This is a genomic window from Amycolatopsis sp. A1MSW2902 (genome assembly GCF_017312175.1).
Lineage (GTDB): Bacteria > Actinomycetota > Actinomycetes > Mycobacteriales > Pseudonocardiaceae > Amycolatopsis > Amycolatopsis nivea.
On the sequence record NZ_QJPO01000001.1, the window covers coordinates 6,437,013 to 6,451,524 of the forward strand.

Here is a 14,512-nt window from a genome sequence, read left to right on the forward strand (position 1 = left end):
GTCCCGGATTCCGGACCCGGCCGGGAGAACTCCGTCGTGGTGGTCACACCGCACCGCCTTCCGCGACCGAGGCGCCCTTGCGGCCGTTGCCGGCGAGCGCCCTGCCCACCCTGCGCTGTTCCGCGGCGAGGTCGGCCCGGCGCACGATCTCGTACGCCACGACGACCGAGAGCACGATGATGCCCTGCATGATCGTCGCGATCTCCTTGGACACGTTGATCTGCTCCAGCGACACCGCGGAGGTGTCCAGGAACGCCCACAGCAGCGCGCCGAACGCGATGCCGCCGGGGTGGTTGCGGCCCAGCAGCGCGACCGCGATGCCGGTGAAGCCGTACATCTGGGTCGCGGTGATGCCGTAGCTGTAGTCGCGGCCGAGCAGTTCCGGCATGGCGACCAGACCGGCCACCGCGCCCGACAGCAGCATCGCGATGAGCGTCATCTTCTTCGCGCTGACGCCACCCGCCGCGGCGGCCGTCGCGGACTCACCGCTCGCCTTCAGCTCGAAGCCGAACCGGGTGCGGTTCAGCATGAACCAGTACGCGCCGCCGATCACGATCGCGATGAACACGAACCCGAACAGCGTGCCCGACCCGAGCGGGATGCCCGGGATCCGGCCGGACGGCGCGATCACCCTGGTCCCGATGTTGTTGCCGGTCTGCACGCCGAACTGGTCGGCGTTGATCAGGAACGCGATGATGCCCGCGACGATCGAGTTCAGCATGATCGTCGAGATGACCTCGCTGACGCCGCGGGTCACCTTGAGCACCGCCGGGATCGTCGCGTACAGCGCGCCGGAAACCACGGCCACCAGCAGGATCACGATGGTGTGGATGACCGGCGGCAACTGCAGTGCCCCGCCGATGATCGCGGCGACCACCGCGGCGAACCGGTACTGGCCCTCGACGCCGATGTTGAACAGGTTCATCTGGAACCCGATCGCCACGGCGAGGCCGGACAGGTAGTACACCGTCGCGAGGTTCACCGTGTCGACCGCGGTGGAGCCCTTGAACAGCTGGCCGATCATCGTCCCGTACGCCTGCAACGGGTCGGCGCCGGAGATGACGAGCGCGATCGCGGACAGGATCACCGCGAACGCGATCGCGAGCAGAGGCGGCAGCAGCCGCGTGCGCCACGAACTCATGAGTCTTCACCTTCTTCGGCGCCGGTCATGGCGGAACCGAGTTCCTGCGGGGTGACGGTGGCCGGGTTCGCCTCGCTCACGAGCCGCCCGCGCAGCATCACGCGAATGGTGTCGGACAGCCCGATCAGCTCGTCGAGGTCCGCGGAAATCAGCAGCACGGCGAGGCCGTCGGCACGCGCCTGGCGGATCTGCTCCCAGATCAGCGCCTGCGCACCGACGTCGACGCCGCGCGTCGGGTGCGAAGCGATCAGCAGCACCGGGTTGCCGGACAGCTCGCGCCCGACGATCAGCTTCTGCTGGTTGCCGCCGGACAACGCGGCGGCCGGAACGTCGATGCCGGGCGTGCGGACGTCGTACTCGCGCACGATCCGTTCGGTGTCCTCGCGCGCGCCCGCGATGTTGAGCAGTTGCCCGCCGGACACCGGTTCCCGCGTCTGGTAGCCGAGAATCCGGTTGACCCACAACGGTTGCGTGAGCAGCAGGCTGTGCCGCGTGCGGTCTTCGGCGATGTAGCCGATGCCCGCCTCGCGCCGCGCCAGCGTGCCCAGCTTGACCAGGTCGTGCGTCTCGCCGTCGGGCGGCGTCAGCTCGATGTGGCCGCCGCTCGCCTTGCGCATCCCCATGATCGTCTCGACCAGTTCGGTCTGGCCGTTGCCCTCGACGCCCGCGATGCCGAGCACCTCGCCCGCGTGCACGGTGAAGGAGATGTGGTCCAGCACGTTGCGCTCGGAACCTTCGGCGGACAGCCGCAGTTCGCGCACCTGCAGGACCTCGCGGTCGGTCACCGTCGACTCGCGCGTCTCCGGGCTCGGCAGCTCCGAACCGACCATCATCTCGGCCAGCTCGCGGCTGGTGATCTTCTTCGGATCCGCGGTGCCGACCGTGGTGCCGCGCCGGATCACGGTGACCGTGTCGGCGATCGCGCGCACCTCGTCGAGCTTGTGCGAGATGAAGAGGAACGTGTAGCCGTCGGCCTGCATCTCGCGGACGGTCGTGAACAGCGCGTCCACTTCCTGCGGCACGAGCACGGCGGTCGGCTCGTCGAGGATGATGATTTTCGCGCCGCGGTAAAGGACTTTGACGATCTCGACGCGCTGGCGGTCGGCGACGCCGAGTTCCTCCAGCAGCGCGTCGGGCTTCGCGTGCAGCCCGGTCCGCTTCGACAGTTCCGCCAAGCGCGTCCGCGCCGCGCGGCCGATGCCGTGCAGCGCCTCCGCGCCCAGGAACACGTTTTCCGCGACGGTCAGGTTGTCGGCGAGCATGAAGTGCTGGTGCACCATGCCGATCCCGGCGCGGATGGCGTCCTGCGGGTTGCGCAGTCTCACCTCGGCGCCGTTGATGGCGATGCTGCCCTCGTCGGGCTGCTGCATCCCGTACAGGATCTTCATCAGGGTCGACTTGCCCGCGCCGTTCTCGCCGCACAGCGCGTGCACCTCGCCCGCCGCGACGGTGAGGTTGACGTCGGAGTTCGCGACGACGCCGGGGAACCGCTTGGTGATCCCGGTCAGCTGGACGGCCGGCACGCCCCGGTCGGGGACGGCTTCGGCCTCGATCTCGGTCATCGGAGGGGACATCCCGTTCTGTCGGAAACGCGTGAGGGCCCGGAAGGAAGATCCTTCCGAGCCCTGCCGCGTCGTGAGCGTTACTTGGCCGGCTTGTCCGAAACCTTGATGGCGCCGGAGACGATCTGGGCCTTGTACCCGTCCAGCACGTCCTTGATGTCGTCGACCTTGCCGCCGGAGGTCGAGTAGCCGACCCCGTCGGACTTCAGGTCGAAGCGCTTCGGCACCGTGCTCAGGTCGCCCTTCGCGACGGCCTGCAGGTACTCGAAGACCGCGACGTCGACACGCTTGATCATCGAGGTGATGATGATGTCCTTGTCGGCGGCGACCGTCTTCTGGTTGTACTGGTCGGAGTCGACGCCGATGGCCAGCGCGTTGTTCTGCTTCGCCGCGTCGAACACGCCCTTACCGGAGGCGCCGGCGGCGTGGTAAACGACGTCCGCGCCGCGGGAGATCTCGGCGGCGGCCTTCGCGTTGCCCTTCGGCGGGTCCTGGAAACCGGAGAAGTCGCCGGCGGGCGTCAGGTACTCGTCCTCGATCTTGATCTTGCTCGAAACGGCCTTCGCGCCCTGCAGGAAGCCCGCCTCGAACTTCTGGATCAGCGGGGTGTTCACGCCGCCGACGAAGCCGACGTGGCACTTCTTGCTCTTGTACGCGGCGGCGACGCCGGCCAGGAACGAGCCCTGCTCCTCGGCGAAGACCAGCGGCGTGACGTTCGGCAAGTTGATCGAGTCGTCGTCGACGATCGCGAACTTCGTGTTCGGGTACTTCGTGGCGACGGCCTTGACCGACTGCGCGTAGGCGAAACCGACCGCGACGATCGGGTTCAGGCCCTGCTGCGCCATCTGCTCGAGGCGCTGCTGCTTGGCGGCTTCGCTTTCGCTCGCGCTGGCGGTGCTCTCGTTGACGGTCGGGACGCCCAGTTCGGACTTCGCCCGGTCGGTGCCCGCGGCGGCCGCGTCGTTGAAGGAAGCGTCACCGCGACCGCCGACGTCGAAGGCCAGGCCGACCTTGAGCTTGCTGCCGTCGACCTTGCCCGAGGCGGCGCTGCTGCTCGTGGCGGCGGCAGGCGCGGCGGGCGGCTTCGGGGCGGTGATGCAGTTCGAGCCCGCGTTGCCGTCCGAACCGGACGCGTTGTTGTTGCTTCCCCCGGTGTCCTTCGCGCACCCGGCCAGTGCAAGCACCCCAGCCATGGTCGCGGCGGCCAGCGCGGTTCCACGCATGCGACGCAACGTGTGTCTCCCTCCCCGCTGATCCAGCGGACGATCCAGGAACGGCCCGGTCACGGTCGCCGGGCTCAACTGGCAGACCGTACCCAACCGCCGGGTAACCGCCATAGGAACGGCACGCTACGTAACACAAACGTTTACTCGGAGGGTCGATCCGCGACCAATCCGGCGCCGACCGTGATCAAGAGCCCCCGCCCCGTCCGCCGCGATCACGCACCGTGGCCTCGCTTTCGCCCGGGAACCGTCCGGGAAGGACTCCGCGAGGGAATCCCGGTCCCGGAAGGCGTCCTTCGCGGCAGCTCAGACGTGCTCCAGACCACACGTCCGAGTGGTCTGCCGTGGTCACCGGTGTCTGGTCTGTCACAGAGAGGAACCCGGAGGTGAGCCGCGCGTATGGGTCGGGTCTAGCATCCATGCATCCACGCTCGATGGCCCCTGATCTCGGCACCGTCGCCGGAGTTGTCCCCAGTGGACCGACCCCGGCCGCGGGTGCGGACCTCACCGGTCACCCGGGCACGACAGTCATGACGTTGGAGGCCGTTCACCGATGTCCACCACGGCGAGCACTGCCACCGAAAGCGGGGCAGGAGCTAGCGATCGGGCGGGTGCCTCACGCCGGCAGGGAACCTTCTACCGGGGCGACCCCGGCATGTGGTCCTGGGTGCTTCACCGCATCACCGGCGTGCTGACCTTTTTCTTCCTGTTCGTGCACGTGCTCGACACCGCGCTCGTGCGCGTGTCGCCGAACACCTACGACCAGGTCATCGAGACGTACAAGACGCCGATCGTGAACCTGCTCGAGGTCGGCCTTGTCGGCGCGGTGCTGTTCCACGCGCTCAACGGGCTGCGCGTCCTGCTGGTCGACTTCTGGGCCAAGGGCCCGAAGTACCAGAAGACGATGCTCTGGGTCATCGGCGTCGTGTGGGTGGTCGTGATGGTTCCGGGTGCGTTCTTCATGCTGAAGCGCACCGTCGAGACGCTTTTCGGGGGTGCCTGATCCCATGGCCGACGCTCTGATCCTCGACAAGCCGCGCTCGCCGCGGCGGCCGTCCGCCCGGCGCAGCAACTTCGAGCTCTACAGCTGGCTGTTCATGCGCATCTCCGGACTCGCGCTGATCATCCTGGTGCTGGGCCACCTGTTCATCATGAACATCCTCGACGGCGGCGTGCACCGCATCAACTGGGGCTTCGTCGCCGGCCGCTGGGCCTCGCCGTTCTGGCAGTTCTGGGACCTGGCGATGCTGTGGCTCGCCGAGATCCACGGCGGGAACGGGCTGCGCACGATCATCGACGACTACGCGCGCAAGGACTCCACCCGGTTCTGGCTGAAGATCCTGCTCTACGTCTCGATGGTGCTCATCCTGGCCGTCGGCACGATGGTGATCTTCACGTTCGACCCCGAGATGCCTGCCTCCTGAGGCGCACCCACCACTAGCTAGCGGAGTCTTTCCCTATGCAGTTCCACAAGTACGACGTGGTGATCGTCGGCGCGGGCGGCGCCGGCATGCGCGCGGCCATCGAATCCGGTCAGCGCGCCCGCACCGCGGTCCTCACCAAGCTGTACCCGACCCGGTCCCACACCGGCGCGGCCCAGGGCGGCATGTGCGCCGCGCTGGCGAACGTCGAAGAGGACAACTGGGAATGGCACACCTTCGACACCGTCAAGGGCGGTGACTACCTGGTCGACCAGGACGCCGCGGAGATCATGGCGAAAGAGGCCATCGACGCCGTCCTCGACCTGGAGAAGATGGGCCTTCCGTTCAACCGGACGCCCGAGGGCAAGATCGACCAGCGCCGGTTCGGCGGGCACACCCGCGACCACGGCAAGGCCGCGGTGCGCCGCGCCTGCTACGCCGCGGACCGCACCGGGCACATGATTCTCCAGACGCTGTACCAAAACTGCGTCAAGCACGGCACCGAGTTCTTCAACGAGTTCTACGTGCTCGACCTGGTCCTGTCCGAGGGCGAGGACGGCAACCCGATCGCCACCGGCGTGGTCGCCTACGAGCTGGCCACCGGCGAACTGCACGTGTTCCAGGCGAAGTCGATCGTGTTCGCCACCGGCGGCGCGGGCAAGATCTTCAAGACCACCTCGAACGCGCACACCCTCACCGGCGACGGCCTCGGCATCATCTTCCGCAAGGGCCTTCCGCTGGAGGACATGGAGTTCTTCCAGTTCCACCCGACCGGCCTCGCCGGCCTCGGCATCCTGATCTCCGAGGCGGTGCGCGGCGAGGGCGGCATCCTCCGCAACGCCGACGGCGAGCGGTTCATGGAGCGCTACGCCCCCACCATCAAGGACCTCGCGCCGCGCGACATCGTCGCCCGGTCGATGGTCCAGGAGGTGCTGCAGGGCCGCGGCTGCGGGCCGAACAAGGACTACGTCGTCCTCGACGTGACCCACCTGCCGGTCGAGGTCCTCGAGACCAAGCTGCCGGACATCACCGAGTTCTCCCGCACCTACCTCGGCGTCGACCCGGTCAAGGAGCCGGTGCCGGTGTTCCCGACGTGCCACTACGTCATGGGCGGCATCCCGACGAACATCCACGGCGAGGCGCTGCGCGACAACGAGCACGTCATCCCGGGCCTGTACGCCGCGGGCGAGGTCGCCTGCGTGTCGGTGCACGGTTCGAACCGCCTCGGCACGAACTCGCTGCTGGACATCAACGTGTTCGGCCGCCGCGCGGGCATCGCCGCCGCGGAGTACGCGCTGGCGCACGACCACGTCGAGCTGCCGGAGAACCCGACCACCCTGGTCGAGGAGCAGCTGGAGCTGCTGCTGTCGGAGCACGGCGACGAGCGCGTCGCCGACATCCGCAAGGAAATGCAGCAGACGATGGACTCGCACGCGTCGGTGTACCGCACCGAGGACACGCTGAAGCAGGCGCTGACCGACATCCAGGCGCTCAAGGAGCGCTACCAGCGGATCACCGTGGCGGACAAGGGCAAGCGGTACAACACCGACCTGCTCGAGGCCGTCGAGCTGGGCTTCCTGCTGGAGCTGGCCGAGGTGCTGGTCGTCGGCGCGATCGCGCGCAAGGAGTCCCGCGGCGGGCACGCCCGCGAGGACTACCCGAACCGCGACGACACGAACTTCATGCGGCACACCATGGCCTACAAGCAGGGCGAGGGGCTGTCGTCCGACATCCGGCTCGACTACAAGCCGGTCACCTTCACCCGCTACGAACCGATGGAGCGGAAGTACTGATGACGACGGCCACCCCTGAAGCGCCTTCCTCCAAGGCGTCCGACGAGCACACGCCGATCCAGGTCACGCTGAAGATCCTGCGGTTCAACCCGGAGGTCGACCAGGAGCCGCACTGGGAGTCCTACGACGTCCCGGCGCAGCCGACCGACCGCGTGCTGAACCTGCTGTTCTACGTCAAGGACTACATCGACGGCACGTTCTCCTTCCGCCGCTCGTGCGCGCACGGCGTGTGCGGTTCGGACGCGATGCAGATCAACGGGATCAACCGGTTGGCCTGCAAGGTGCTGCTGAAGGACCTGCTCGAGAAGAACGGCAAGAAGACCGAGATCACCATCGCCCCGATCAAGGGCCTGACGACGTTGAAGGACCTCTACGTCGACATGGACCCGTTCTTCGAGGCGTACCGGGCGATCAAGCCGTACCTGATCACCTACGGCAACGAGCCGACCCGCGAGCGGATCCAGTCCCAGGCCGACCGCAACCGGTTCGACGACACCACCAAGTGCATCCTGTGCGCCTGCTGCACGTCGTCCTGCCCGGTCTACTGGAACGACGGCTCGTACTTCGGCCCGGCGGCGATCGTCAACGCCCACCGCTTCATCTTCGACTCCCGCGACGAGGGCGCCGAAGAGCGGCTGGACATCCTGAACGACGGTGAAGGCGTGTGGCGCTGCCGCACGACGTTCAACTGCACCGACGCCTGCCCGCGCGGCATCCAGGTGACGAAGGCGATCCAGGAAGTGAAGCGCGCCCTCCTCTTCAAGCGCGTCTGACTTTCAACGGTCCGTGAAGGGCTCCTTGAGGGAATTAGATTCCCTCAAGGAGCCCTTCACGGCTTTTGGCAGCTTATCCACAAGTCATTGGGCCATCCCCAGATCAGAGTTCGACAGCCTTCCGACCTCGCCGGGTGCGGCAGCATTCGTGAGATGCAGAGACAAGGCCGCTGGGCGAAGGGACCCGCTGCGCTCGCCGAGTACAGCACCCATCAAGTGATCCGCGCGATGACGCTGGAATCACTGGACATGCACAGCAAGGTCATCTATCGAAGGTGCCTGCCCGGAGGGCCCTGGCGACGACTTTTGCCAGGGATCATCCTCCTGCACAACAACGATCCGACGCCTGACCAACTCGTGCACGCCGCTCTGCTTTACGCCGGCAGTACCGCGATCCTCACCGGCGAAGAAGCATGCCGCAGATACGGGCTGCGCCTGGCCGTTCCCGCCACGAGCGAGCAAAGGATCCACGTACTGATCCCTCACCATCTCAAGAGGAGCAACTCCGATTTCGTCACTGTCGAACGCACCAAACGCCTGCCCCGGCCGTGGCTGCGGGCGGGTATCCCGCTTGCTCCATTGGTCAGGGCAACGACGGACTTCGTCCGGCGGACTCAGTCCGTCAACGTCATCGGGCACGCCATGATCGAAGCGGTCCAACGAGGCGGATGCACCCCGCAAGCACTCGCGGAAGAACTGGACCGCGGAACCAAACGCGGTACGGCTCTTCCGCGTCGGCTCCTCGCCGAATGGGCAAATGCCAGGTCGGTCGCCGAAGCTGAAGCCCAGAAGCTGGCAAAGGTTCTCCCGCACCCGCCGACCCACCAGAATGAAGTGCTGTACGACCACGCCGGAAACTACGCGGGCCGCCCGGACTTCTGGTGGGATGACGTAGGACTGGCCTGGGAAATCGATTCTTTGGATTTTCACTTCCGCTCAGCCGACTACGCACGAACGTTGCGCCGGAACACTCGCTACGCCTCGCTGGGAGTCGCAGTCGTCCAAACATTGCCGTCCAGGCTTCGCATTGAACCGAAGACCGTCCTGGACGAGCTGCGCGCCGCCTATGCCGCCGCGCTTACTCGCCCTCGCCCGCCAGTCGTCCTCGGCGAACCACCGTGACGCGCGCAGAGCCTTGAATGTCCGTGAAGGGCTCCTTGAGGGAATCTAATTCCCTCAAGGAGCCCTTCACGGACCTAGAACGTACGTCAGTGAACCGCGTCGAGGGCGTTGACTAGCCCGCGTCCGTAGTACGAATTGTTCTGCTTCGGACCCTCACACGCCGACACATCACAAGCCACCGGATCCGCCTCCGCCGTAAGCAAAGCCGCCAACGCCCGAGGCGGCGCGTTCCGGTGCGTAGAAGCCAGCAACGCCGCAACCCCAGCCGCATGCGGCGAAGCCATCGACGTACCGCACTTAGTCCCGTAAGCGCCGTTGAAAATCGTCGACAGCGGGCACCCCGCGCCCTGCCCCGAAGGCGGAACCTGGCCCGAATCGCCGCCCGGCGCAGTAACAGTGACCGAGCCGTAGTTGGAGTAGTAAGCCTTGGTCCCCGCGTAACCAACCGCGGACACCGTCACCACACCGTCGATCGCCTTGGGCAGGATGCCGCACGAAGAATCAATCTTGTGCGGACGATTCGGATCGACGGTCTGCGTACGCACATCGAAGCCCGAGTTACCCGCCGCAGCGACATTGAGAGTTCCGCGCTGCGTCGAGTAAGTCACGGCGCGCCGTACGGCCTCGTACGCGGCAGCGTCGCCCGCTTCGTTGCGGCAGTAGAACATCCCGGGGTCGATGTAGTAGCTGTTGTTCGTCACCTGGAAACCGTGCTGTGCGGCCCAGACAAAGCCGCAGACCGCTGCTTCCGGGAAGATGTAGCCGTCGTCGTTCACGACCTTCACGGACGCCAGCCGCACGCCCGGCGCGATGCCGGTGAAGCCGCGCGACGCGTCCTTGCCCGCGATGGTGCCTGCGACGTGCGTGCCGTGGTCGGAGTTCGTCGGGGTCCACGCGGAAGCGTCCGGCGCGCCGGTGACACAGCCGGTCGAGGACTTCGCGTCCACCGCGTTCGCGAGCGCCGGGTGTTTGGCGTCGATGCCGGAATCCAGCACGCCGACGGTGACCGATCGCGAACCGGGGTTGATCTTGTTCGCCTCGGGAGCGTGAATGGCCCGCATGTCCCACTGCTGAGTCGACAAATCGCTACCGGTGGCGACACTCTCCGTCTGCTCCAGCATCCCGACCGCCGAACGCAGTCCGGCGCGGGCGGCGGCCTTCGCGGCGACGTCCTTGCCACCCGAGTAGGCCCGCTTCACCCCGATCCGGTCGGCGAAGTCCGCGTTGCGCGAGCTGGCGACCGCGACGCCGATTTCCGGGTAGTACGCGATCCGCTTGCCGCATTTGGCGGTCAGCTCCGCGTCGACCGAACGCTGCTTCTCGCCCGGTTGGTACAGCACGACGTAGCTGTACTGGGTGCTGGTGGTGTCACACGACGGCGCGGGCGCGGCGGACGCTGGCACAGCCATCGCACCGGCGGCGACGCCGGCTACCGCGACCGGGACGAGCAATCGACGTAAACGGGACATTTAGCCTCCATGGTCGGTCGCCCGAAACTAAGCCAGCCCGGACGCGCCCCGCCACCGACCAAAGGACGCTTCGCCGGATCAGGTGTTGGCGCGATCCCGGGACGTCGCCCGGATGCCGCGCCAGCCGAGCACCCCGATCGCGGTGCCGAGCACGAACGAAACCACGGTCAGCACCGCGTGCACGATGAAGTACCCGGTGGGCGAACCGTCCGGCGCCCACGACTGGTTGCTGGCCCACAGATTCTTGGCGAACGTGATCCAAATGATCCAGGACCAGATGCCGAAAGCGAACAAGGCCATCGCTGTACCTCGTGAAATGCGCATGTCTCGAGTATGCCGCCGGACCATCGGCGCTAGATTGCGTGGGTGCACCCCGCTTTCGCCCGGTCGCTGCGAGCATTCGCCGCGACACTCGCCGCAGCCCTCGTAGCCGTCGCCGCGCCCGTCGCCCTCGCCGCACCGGCGCTGGCGGAGCAATGCACCGAGCACGCCGTGCCGCCGGCGCCGGTGGACACCTCGGAGAAGCCGAAGCCGGGCCAGCCCGTCCCGCCGCCGCTTCCGGTGCCCGCCCAGCCGGTCGGCGGCGACCTCCTTGGCGGCTGCGGCCCGGTTCTCCCGCCTGGCGCGCCCGCGCTGCCTCCTGGCGACACCTCGGCGTCGTGGGTCCTCCAGGACCTCGACACCGGCGCGGTCGTCGCGGCGAAGGACCCGCACGCGCGGGAGCGGCCGGCGTCGCTGATCAAGACGCTGCTGGCGCTGGTGGTGGTCACCGAGCTGAAGCCGGACCAGGTCATCGTCCCGACGAAGGAGGACGCCGAGCAGGAGTGCACCTGCGTCGGCATCACCGCGGGCGGGCACTACACGGTCGACCAGCTGCTGCACGGCCTGCTGATGCACTCGGGCAACGACGTGGCGCACGCCTTCGCGACGGCGCTGGGCGGCGTTGACGCGGCGGTCGCCAAGATGAACGCGCTCGCCGCCCGCATCGGCGCGACGGACACCCGCGCGGCCACCCCGTCCGGCCTCGACGGACCGGGCATGTCGACCTCGGCGTACGACCTGAGCCTCGTCTTCCACTACGCGATGAAGCAGCCGGAGTTCGCCAAGGCGGTCGCGACGAAGACGTACACGATCCCGGCGATCGACGGGAAGCCGCCGATCCCGGTGTTCAACGACAACAAGCTGCTCGGCGTGTACCCCGGTTTCCTGGGCGGGAAAACGGGCTTCACGGACGACGCTCGGCACACGTACGTCGGCGGCGCGGAACGCGACGGACACCGCCTCGCGATCGTGATGATGCGGGCCGAACAGCGTCCGACGAAGGTGGTTGACCAGGCGGCGAAACTGCTCGATTACGGCTTCGCGCTGGAGAAGAACGGCGCACAGCCGGTCGGGCAGATCGCCTACCGGCCGCTGAGCACCGACTCGGCCGCCCCGATGTCGGACAAGGAAGTCACCCCCGCGGGCGCGACGACCGCGGCGGCGGAGAAACCGGACCCGTTCGGAACGACCGGCTGGGTGCTGACGGTGGTGGTGCTCCTGATCATCATCGCCGGGTTCGTCATCAGCTACCAGCGGAAGCGCAACGCCCGCGCCTAGCCAGCCGAGGAAAAAAGGGCCTCCTTGATTCGCTCAAGGAGGCCCTTTTGTGTCAGCCCTTCCGCCTGCCTAGCCACGCCAGCAGCGCACCAGCACTGAACGCACCGGCCACGGAACCGAGCCCGAGCCCGTGCTGCACCGTCACCCGGGGCTCCAGCAACACCGGAGCGGGCGGCTGCACGACGCGTCGCTGGTTCTCCCGCGCGGTCGCCGTCCAGGCCGTCACCAGCAGCAGGAACCGCGACACCAGGTTCGCGAACACCAGCAAGCCGATCACCGGCCCGAACAACGCGAACGACGGCGACTTCGTGACGCTAGCCAGGTACACAGTCGCGACCTGCTGCAGAATCACGAACCCGACAGAGGCGAAGATCGCGCCCTTGACCGCGCTCCGCAGCGCGACGTGCTCCCGGGGCAGCCGGGCGATCACCCACAGGAACACCAGCGCGTTGGCGATCAGGCTGAGCAAGATCGTCGCGGCTTGGAGCAGGAACTTCGCCCACCCCTGGCCTTCCAGCCCGACCAGTTCCAGCAGCAGTTCGCCGAAGCCACTGCCCGCCGCGGTGATCGCGAACGACACGACCAGCGCCAGCCCGAGCCCGATCAGCGACAGCAGGTCCTTGATCGTCTTGTTGACGAACGGTTCCGTCTTCTTCTCCTGCCCCCACTGCGCGGTGAGGGCGTCGCGGAGGTTGGCCATCCAGCCGACGCCGGAGTAGAGCGCCAGCAGCAACCCGAAGATCCCGATCCCGCTGCCGGAACTCAGCGCGGTGTCGGTGATCTGTTTGACCAGGCCGCGCAGGCCTTCGGGGACCGAACTGTCGATCCCGTGCGTGATCTGGTCGATCACCGCGGTGTTGTGCCCGAGCACCATGCCGACGACCGCGAACGCCACCATGAAGATCGGGAACACCGACAGCACGCTGAAGTAGGTGATCGCCGCCGCGTAATGGTTGCCGTAGTTTTCGTTGAAGGAATCGTTGGCGCGGATCAGGTGATCCAGCCACGGGTACTTCCGCCGCAGCCGGGGCAGCAGCTTTTCCTTGTCACCGGTCTCTTTCGCCACCGGAAAACGCTAACCACGGCAACCGGGCCCCGCAACGCGAGCGTGCCCGCGCGGTTACTGCTCGTGGAAGGCGGAGATCATCTTCTGGGCGGCGGGAACCAGCAGCCGGGTCGCGTCCGCGCCGCTGATGCCGTTCGGGGCGGCGTTGTGGTCGGCGAGGTAGAGCTTGAACACGAAGCGGCCCTTGCGGAACAGCACCTCGCCGTTGGTCTGGCCCTTGCTGCGCACCTGCCCCTCGTCCCCGACCTGGGCGGGCGTGGACTGGCCGTCCTTCGGCGCGGACCCGAGGTAGCTCTTCGCCGCGTCTTCGCTGAGGAAACTGATCGCGGTCAGGTGCAGCGCGCGCCGGTCGATACCGTTGTCCTGGCCGGTGCCGCGTTCGCAGTCGATCTGCACGTAGTTGTGCTGGGTGCTGTTGGTCATGAACATGTCGCCGACCGCGGTGGCGGGGGTTTCGGCGACCATCGGCGAAGCCTCGGCGCCGATCGCCGGGGTCACCGCGTCGGGCGTGAGCATCGGGCAGGGCTGCGCGACCGATTTCGGGAACGCCGCGCTGTCGTAACCGATGACGTTCGCCCCGGCCGGTGCGCTCACCTGCTTGGCGAAGTTCTCGGCGAGCTTCTTGCCGAGGTCCTGCAGCTTGCCCGCGTTCTTGTCCGCCTTCAGCTGGAAGTCGAAGTCGACCAGGGTGTCCCCGAGGACGAGCACGGCGTCGCCGGCAGCGTCCGACGGGCTGTCCGTCGTGCGGCGCTTCGAGAAGATCTTCACCGGGCCGACGGTCAGGCTGGGGTCCGCGTCGTCGAGGTAAGGCTTGGTGTTCACGGTCGGCACGTACGCCGGCTGGGATACCGCGACCGCCAGCTCCTCGTACGTCTGATTGCCCTGGTCGTCCTGCAGGCTGTACACACAGTGGTTCACGCCCGAGGTCAGCGCCTTGGCGTAGGTGTTTTCAGACGACCGCAGCGGTCCCGAACCGTCGCCGACCAGGTAGCGGCGCTCGAAGACGGCCCCGTTCGGGTCCGGCCGCGATTCGACCTTGATCCCGAGCGCGACGAGGTCGGCAATCGTCAGCAGGTTGCACGCCTGGATCACCGGCTTGCCGCCGATCTGGACCGCTTGCGGGTTCGCCTTTTCCTTGATCGGAGCGGGGTCCGGGTACTGCGAGTTCGCATAACCCGGCCGTTGCACGGTCTGGCCGTCGGCGTTCGGGTCCTTCGCGTTCTCGCGGTCCGATCCGGAGAATCCGCTGCACGACGTGACCAGCATCAGCGTCGCGACACCGATCGGCCACAGCCCGGTTTTCCACTTCACTGTATTTATCCCCCCACAGGATATTTTTTTGT

13 protein-coding genes are annotated in these 14,512 nt (G+C 67.2%); 6 read left to right on the forward strand and 7 right to left on the reverse strand.

The annotated features are described in order from the left end of the window. Positions 1-43: 43 nt before the first annotated feature. From DMP23_RS29650 to DMP23_RS29660, 3 genes are all read right to left on the reverse strand, one after another. Complete coding sequence (locus DMP23_RS29650; RefSeq protein ID WP_037816144.1) at positions 44-1,141, reverse strand: ABC transporter permease; 1,098 nt, start codon at positions 1,139-1,141, stop codon at positions 44-46. Continuing rightward, positions 1,138-2,703 carry an ABC transporter ATP-binding protein gene (locus tag DMP23_RS29655; RefSeq protein WP_037816145.1) on the reverse strand — a complete coding sequence of 522 codons (1,566 nt, stop codon included), beginning with the start codon at positions 2,701-2,703 and terminating at the stop codon, positions 1,138-1,140. Before DMP23_RS29655 ends, DMP23_RS29650 begins: the two co-directional genes overlap by 4 nt. A gap of 80 nt (positions 2,704-2,783) precedes the next feature. Next, the gene (locus DMP23_RS29660) at positions 2,784-3,926 is read right to left on the reverse strand and encodes a BMP family lipoprotein (RefSeq protein WP_037816147.1); all 1,143 of its coding nucleotides are present in this window, start codon (positions 3,924-3,926) and stop codon (positions 2,784-2,786) included. Positions 3,927-4,479: 553 nt separating this feature from the next. Between DMP23_RS29660 and sdhC the strand changes: the two genes are divergently transcribed. From sdhC to DMP23_RS29685, 5 genes are all read left to right on the forward strand, one after another. Continuing rightward, a complete protein-coding gene (gene sdhC / locus DMP23_RS29665; protein ID WP_078870582.1) occupies positions 4,480-4,929 on the forward strand; it encodes a succinate dehydrogenase, cytochrome b556 subunit in 450 nt (149 codons plus the stop codon). Positions 4,930-4,933: 4 nt separating this feature from the next. After that, a complete protein-coding gene (locus tag DMP23_RS29670; RefSeq protein ID WP_037816149.1) occupies positions 4,934-5,350 on the forward strand; it encodes a succinate dehydrogenase hydrophobic membrane anchor subunit in 417 nt (138 codons plus the stop codon). Between the two features lie 35 nt (positions 5,351-5,385). Then, entirely contained in the window at positions 5,386-7,140 is a 1,755-nt protein-coding gene (gene sdhA, locus DMP23_RS29675) for a succinate dehydrogenase flavoprotein subunit (protein WP_037816150.1), read from the forward strand. Further along, positions 7,140-7,913 carry a succinate dehydrogenase iron-sulfur subunit gene (locus DMP23_RS29680; RefSeq protein WP_037816151.1) on the forward strand — a complete coding sequence of 258 codons (774 nt, stop codon included), beginning with the start codon at positions 7,140-7,142 and terminating at the stop codon, positions 7,911-7,913. Before sdhA ends, DMP23_RS29680 begins: the two co-directional genes overlap by 1 nt. A gap of 153 nt (positions 7,914-8,066) precedes the next feature. Next, positions 8,067-9,035: a hypothetical protein gene (locus DMP23_RS29685; protein WP_337823166.1), complete on the forward strand. Its 969-nt coding sequence runs from the start codon at positions 8,067-8,069 to the stop codon at positions 9,033-9,035. A gap of 86 nt (positions 9,036-9,121) precedes the next feature. Here the strand turns inward: DMP23_RS29685 and DMP23_RS29690 are convergent, their stop codons facing one another. Beyond that, positions 9,122-10,504: a S8 family peptidase gene (locus DMP23_RS29690; protein WP_337823167.1), complete on the reverse strand. Its 1,383-nt coding sequence runs from the start codon at positions 10,502-10,504 to the stop codon at positions 9,122-9,124. 78 nt (positions 10,505-10,582) lie between these two features. Beyond that, entirely contained in the window at positions 10,583-10,828 is a 246-nt protein-coding gene (locus DMP23_RS29695; protein ID WP_037816154.1) for an SCO4848 family membrane protein, read from the reverse strand. Between the two features lie 42 nt (positions 10,829-10,870). Between DMP23_RS29695 and DMP23_RS29700 the strand changes: the two genes are divergently transcribed. Beyond that, positions 10,871-12,103: a D-alanyl-D-alanine carboxypeptidase family protein gene (locus DMP23_RS29700; RefSeq protein ID WP_337823168.1), complete on the forward strand. Its 1,233-nt coding sequence runs from the start codon at positions 10,871-10,873 to the stop codon at positions 12,101-12,103. Between the two features lie 52 nt (positions 12,104-12,155). Here DMP23_RS29700 and yhjD read toward each other — a convergent pair whose 3' ends face one another. After that, positions 12,156-13,169, reverse strand: a complete 1,014-nt coding sequence (yhjD, locus tag DMP23_RS29705; protein ID WP_337823169.1) for an inner membrane protein YhjD — start codon at positions 13,167-13,169, stop codon at positions 12,156-12,158. 54 nt (positions 13,170-13,223) lie between these two features. Further along, positions 13,224-14,480 carry a hypothetical protein gene (locus DMP23_RS29710; protein ID WP_275291722.1) on the reverse strand — a complete coding sequence of 419 codons (1,257 nt, stop codon included), beginning with the start codon at positions 14,478-14,480 and terminating at the stop codon, positions 13,224-13,226. Positions 14,481-14,512: the final 32 nt, after the last annotated feature.

What these genes read in the sequence shown, in the direction of transcription:
- DMP23_RS29660 (WP_037816147.1), bottom strand. Translation starts at nt 3,926, where the DNA reads ATGCGTGGAACCGCGCTGGCCGCCGCGACCATGGCTGGGGTGCTTGCA.
- sdhA (WP_037816150.1), top strand. Translation starts at nt 5,386, where the DNA reads ATGCAGTTCCACAAGTACGACGTGGTGATCGTCGGCGCGGGCGGCGCC.
- DMP23_RS29680 (WP_037816151.1), top strand. Translation starts at nt 7,140, where the DNA reads ATGACGACGGCCACCCCTGAAGCGCCTTCCTCCAAGGCGTCCGACGAG.
- DMP23_RS29655 (WP_037816145.1), bottom strand. Translation starts at nt 2,703, where the DNA reads ATGACCGAGATCGAGGCCGAAGCCGTCCCCGACCGGGGCGTGCCGGCC.
- DMP23_RS29650 (WP_037816144.1), bottom strand. Translation starts at nt 1,141, where the DNA reads ATGAGTTCGTGGCGCACGCGGCTGCTGCCGCCTCTGCTCGCGATCGCG.
- DMP23_RS29695 (WP_037816154.1), bottom strand. Translation starts at nt 10,828, where the DNA reads ATGCGCATTTCACGAGGTACAGCGATGGCCTTGTTCGCTTTCGGCATC.
- sdhC (WP_078870582.1), top strand. Translation starts at nt 4,480, where the DNA reads ATGTCCACCACGGCGAGCACTGCCACCGAAAGCGGGGCAGGAGCTAGC.
- DMP23_RS29685 (WP_337823166.1), top strand. Translation starts at nt 8,067, where the DNA reads ATGCAGAGACAAGGCCGCTGGGCGAAGGGACCCGCTGCGCTCGCCGAG.
- DMP23_RS29690 (WP_337823167.1), bottom strand. Translation starts at nt 10,504, where the DNA reads ATGTCCCGTTTACGTCGATTGCTCGTCCCGGTCGCGGTAGCCGGCGTC.
- DMP23_RS29670 (WP_037816149.1), top strand. Translation starts at nt 4,934, where the DNA reads ATGGCCGACGCTCTGATCCTCGACAAGCCGCGCTCGCCGCGGCGGCCG.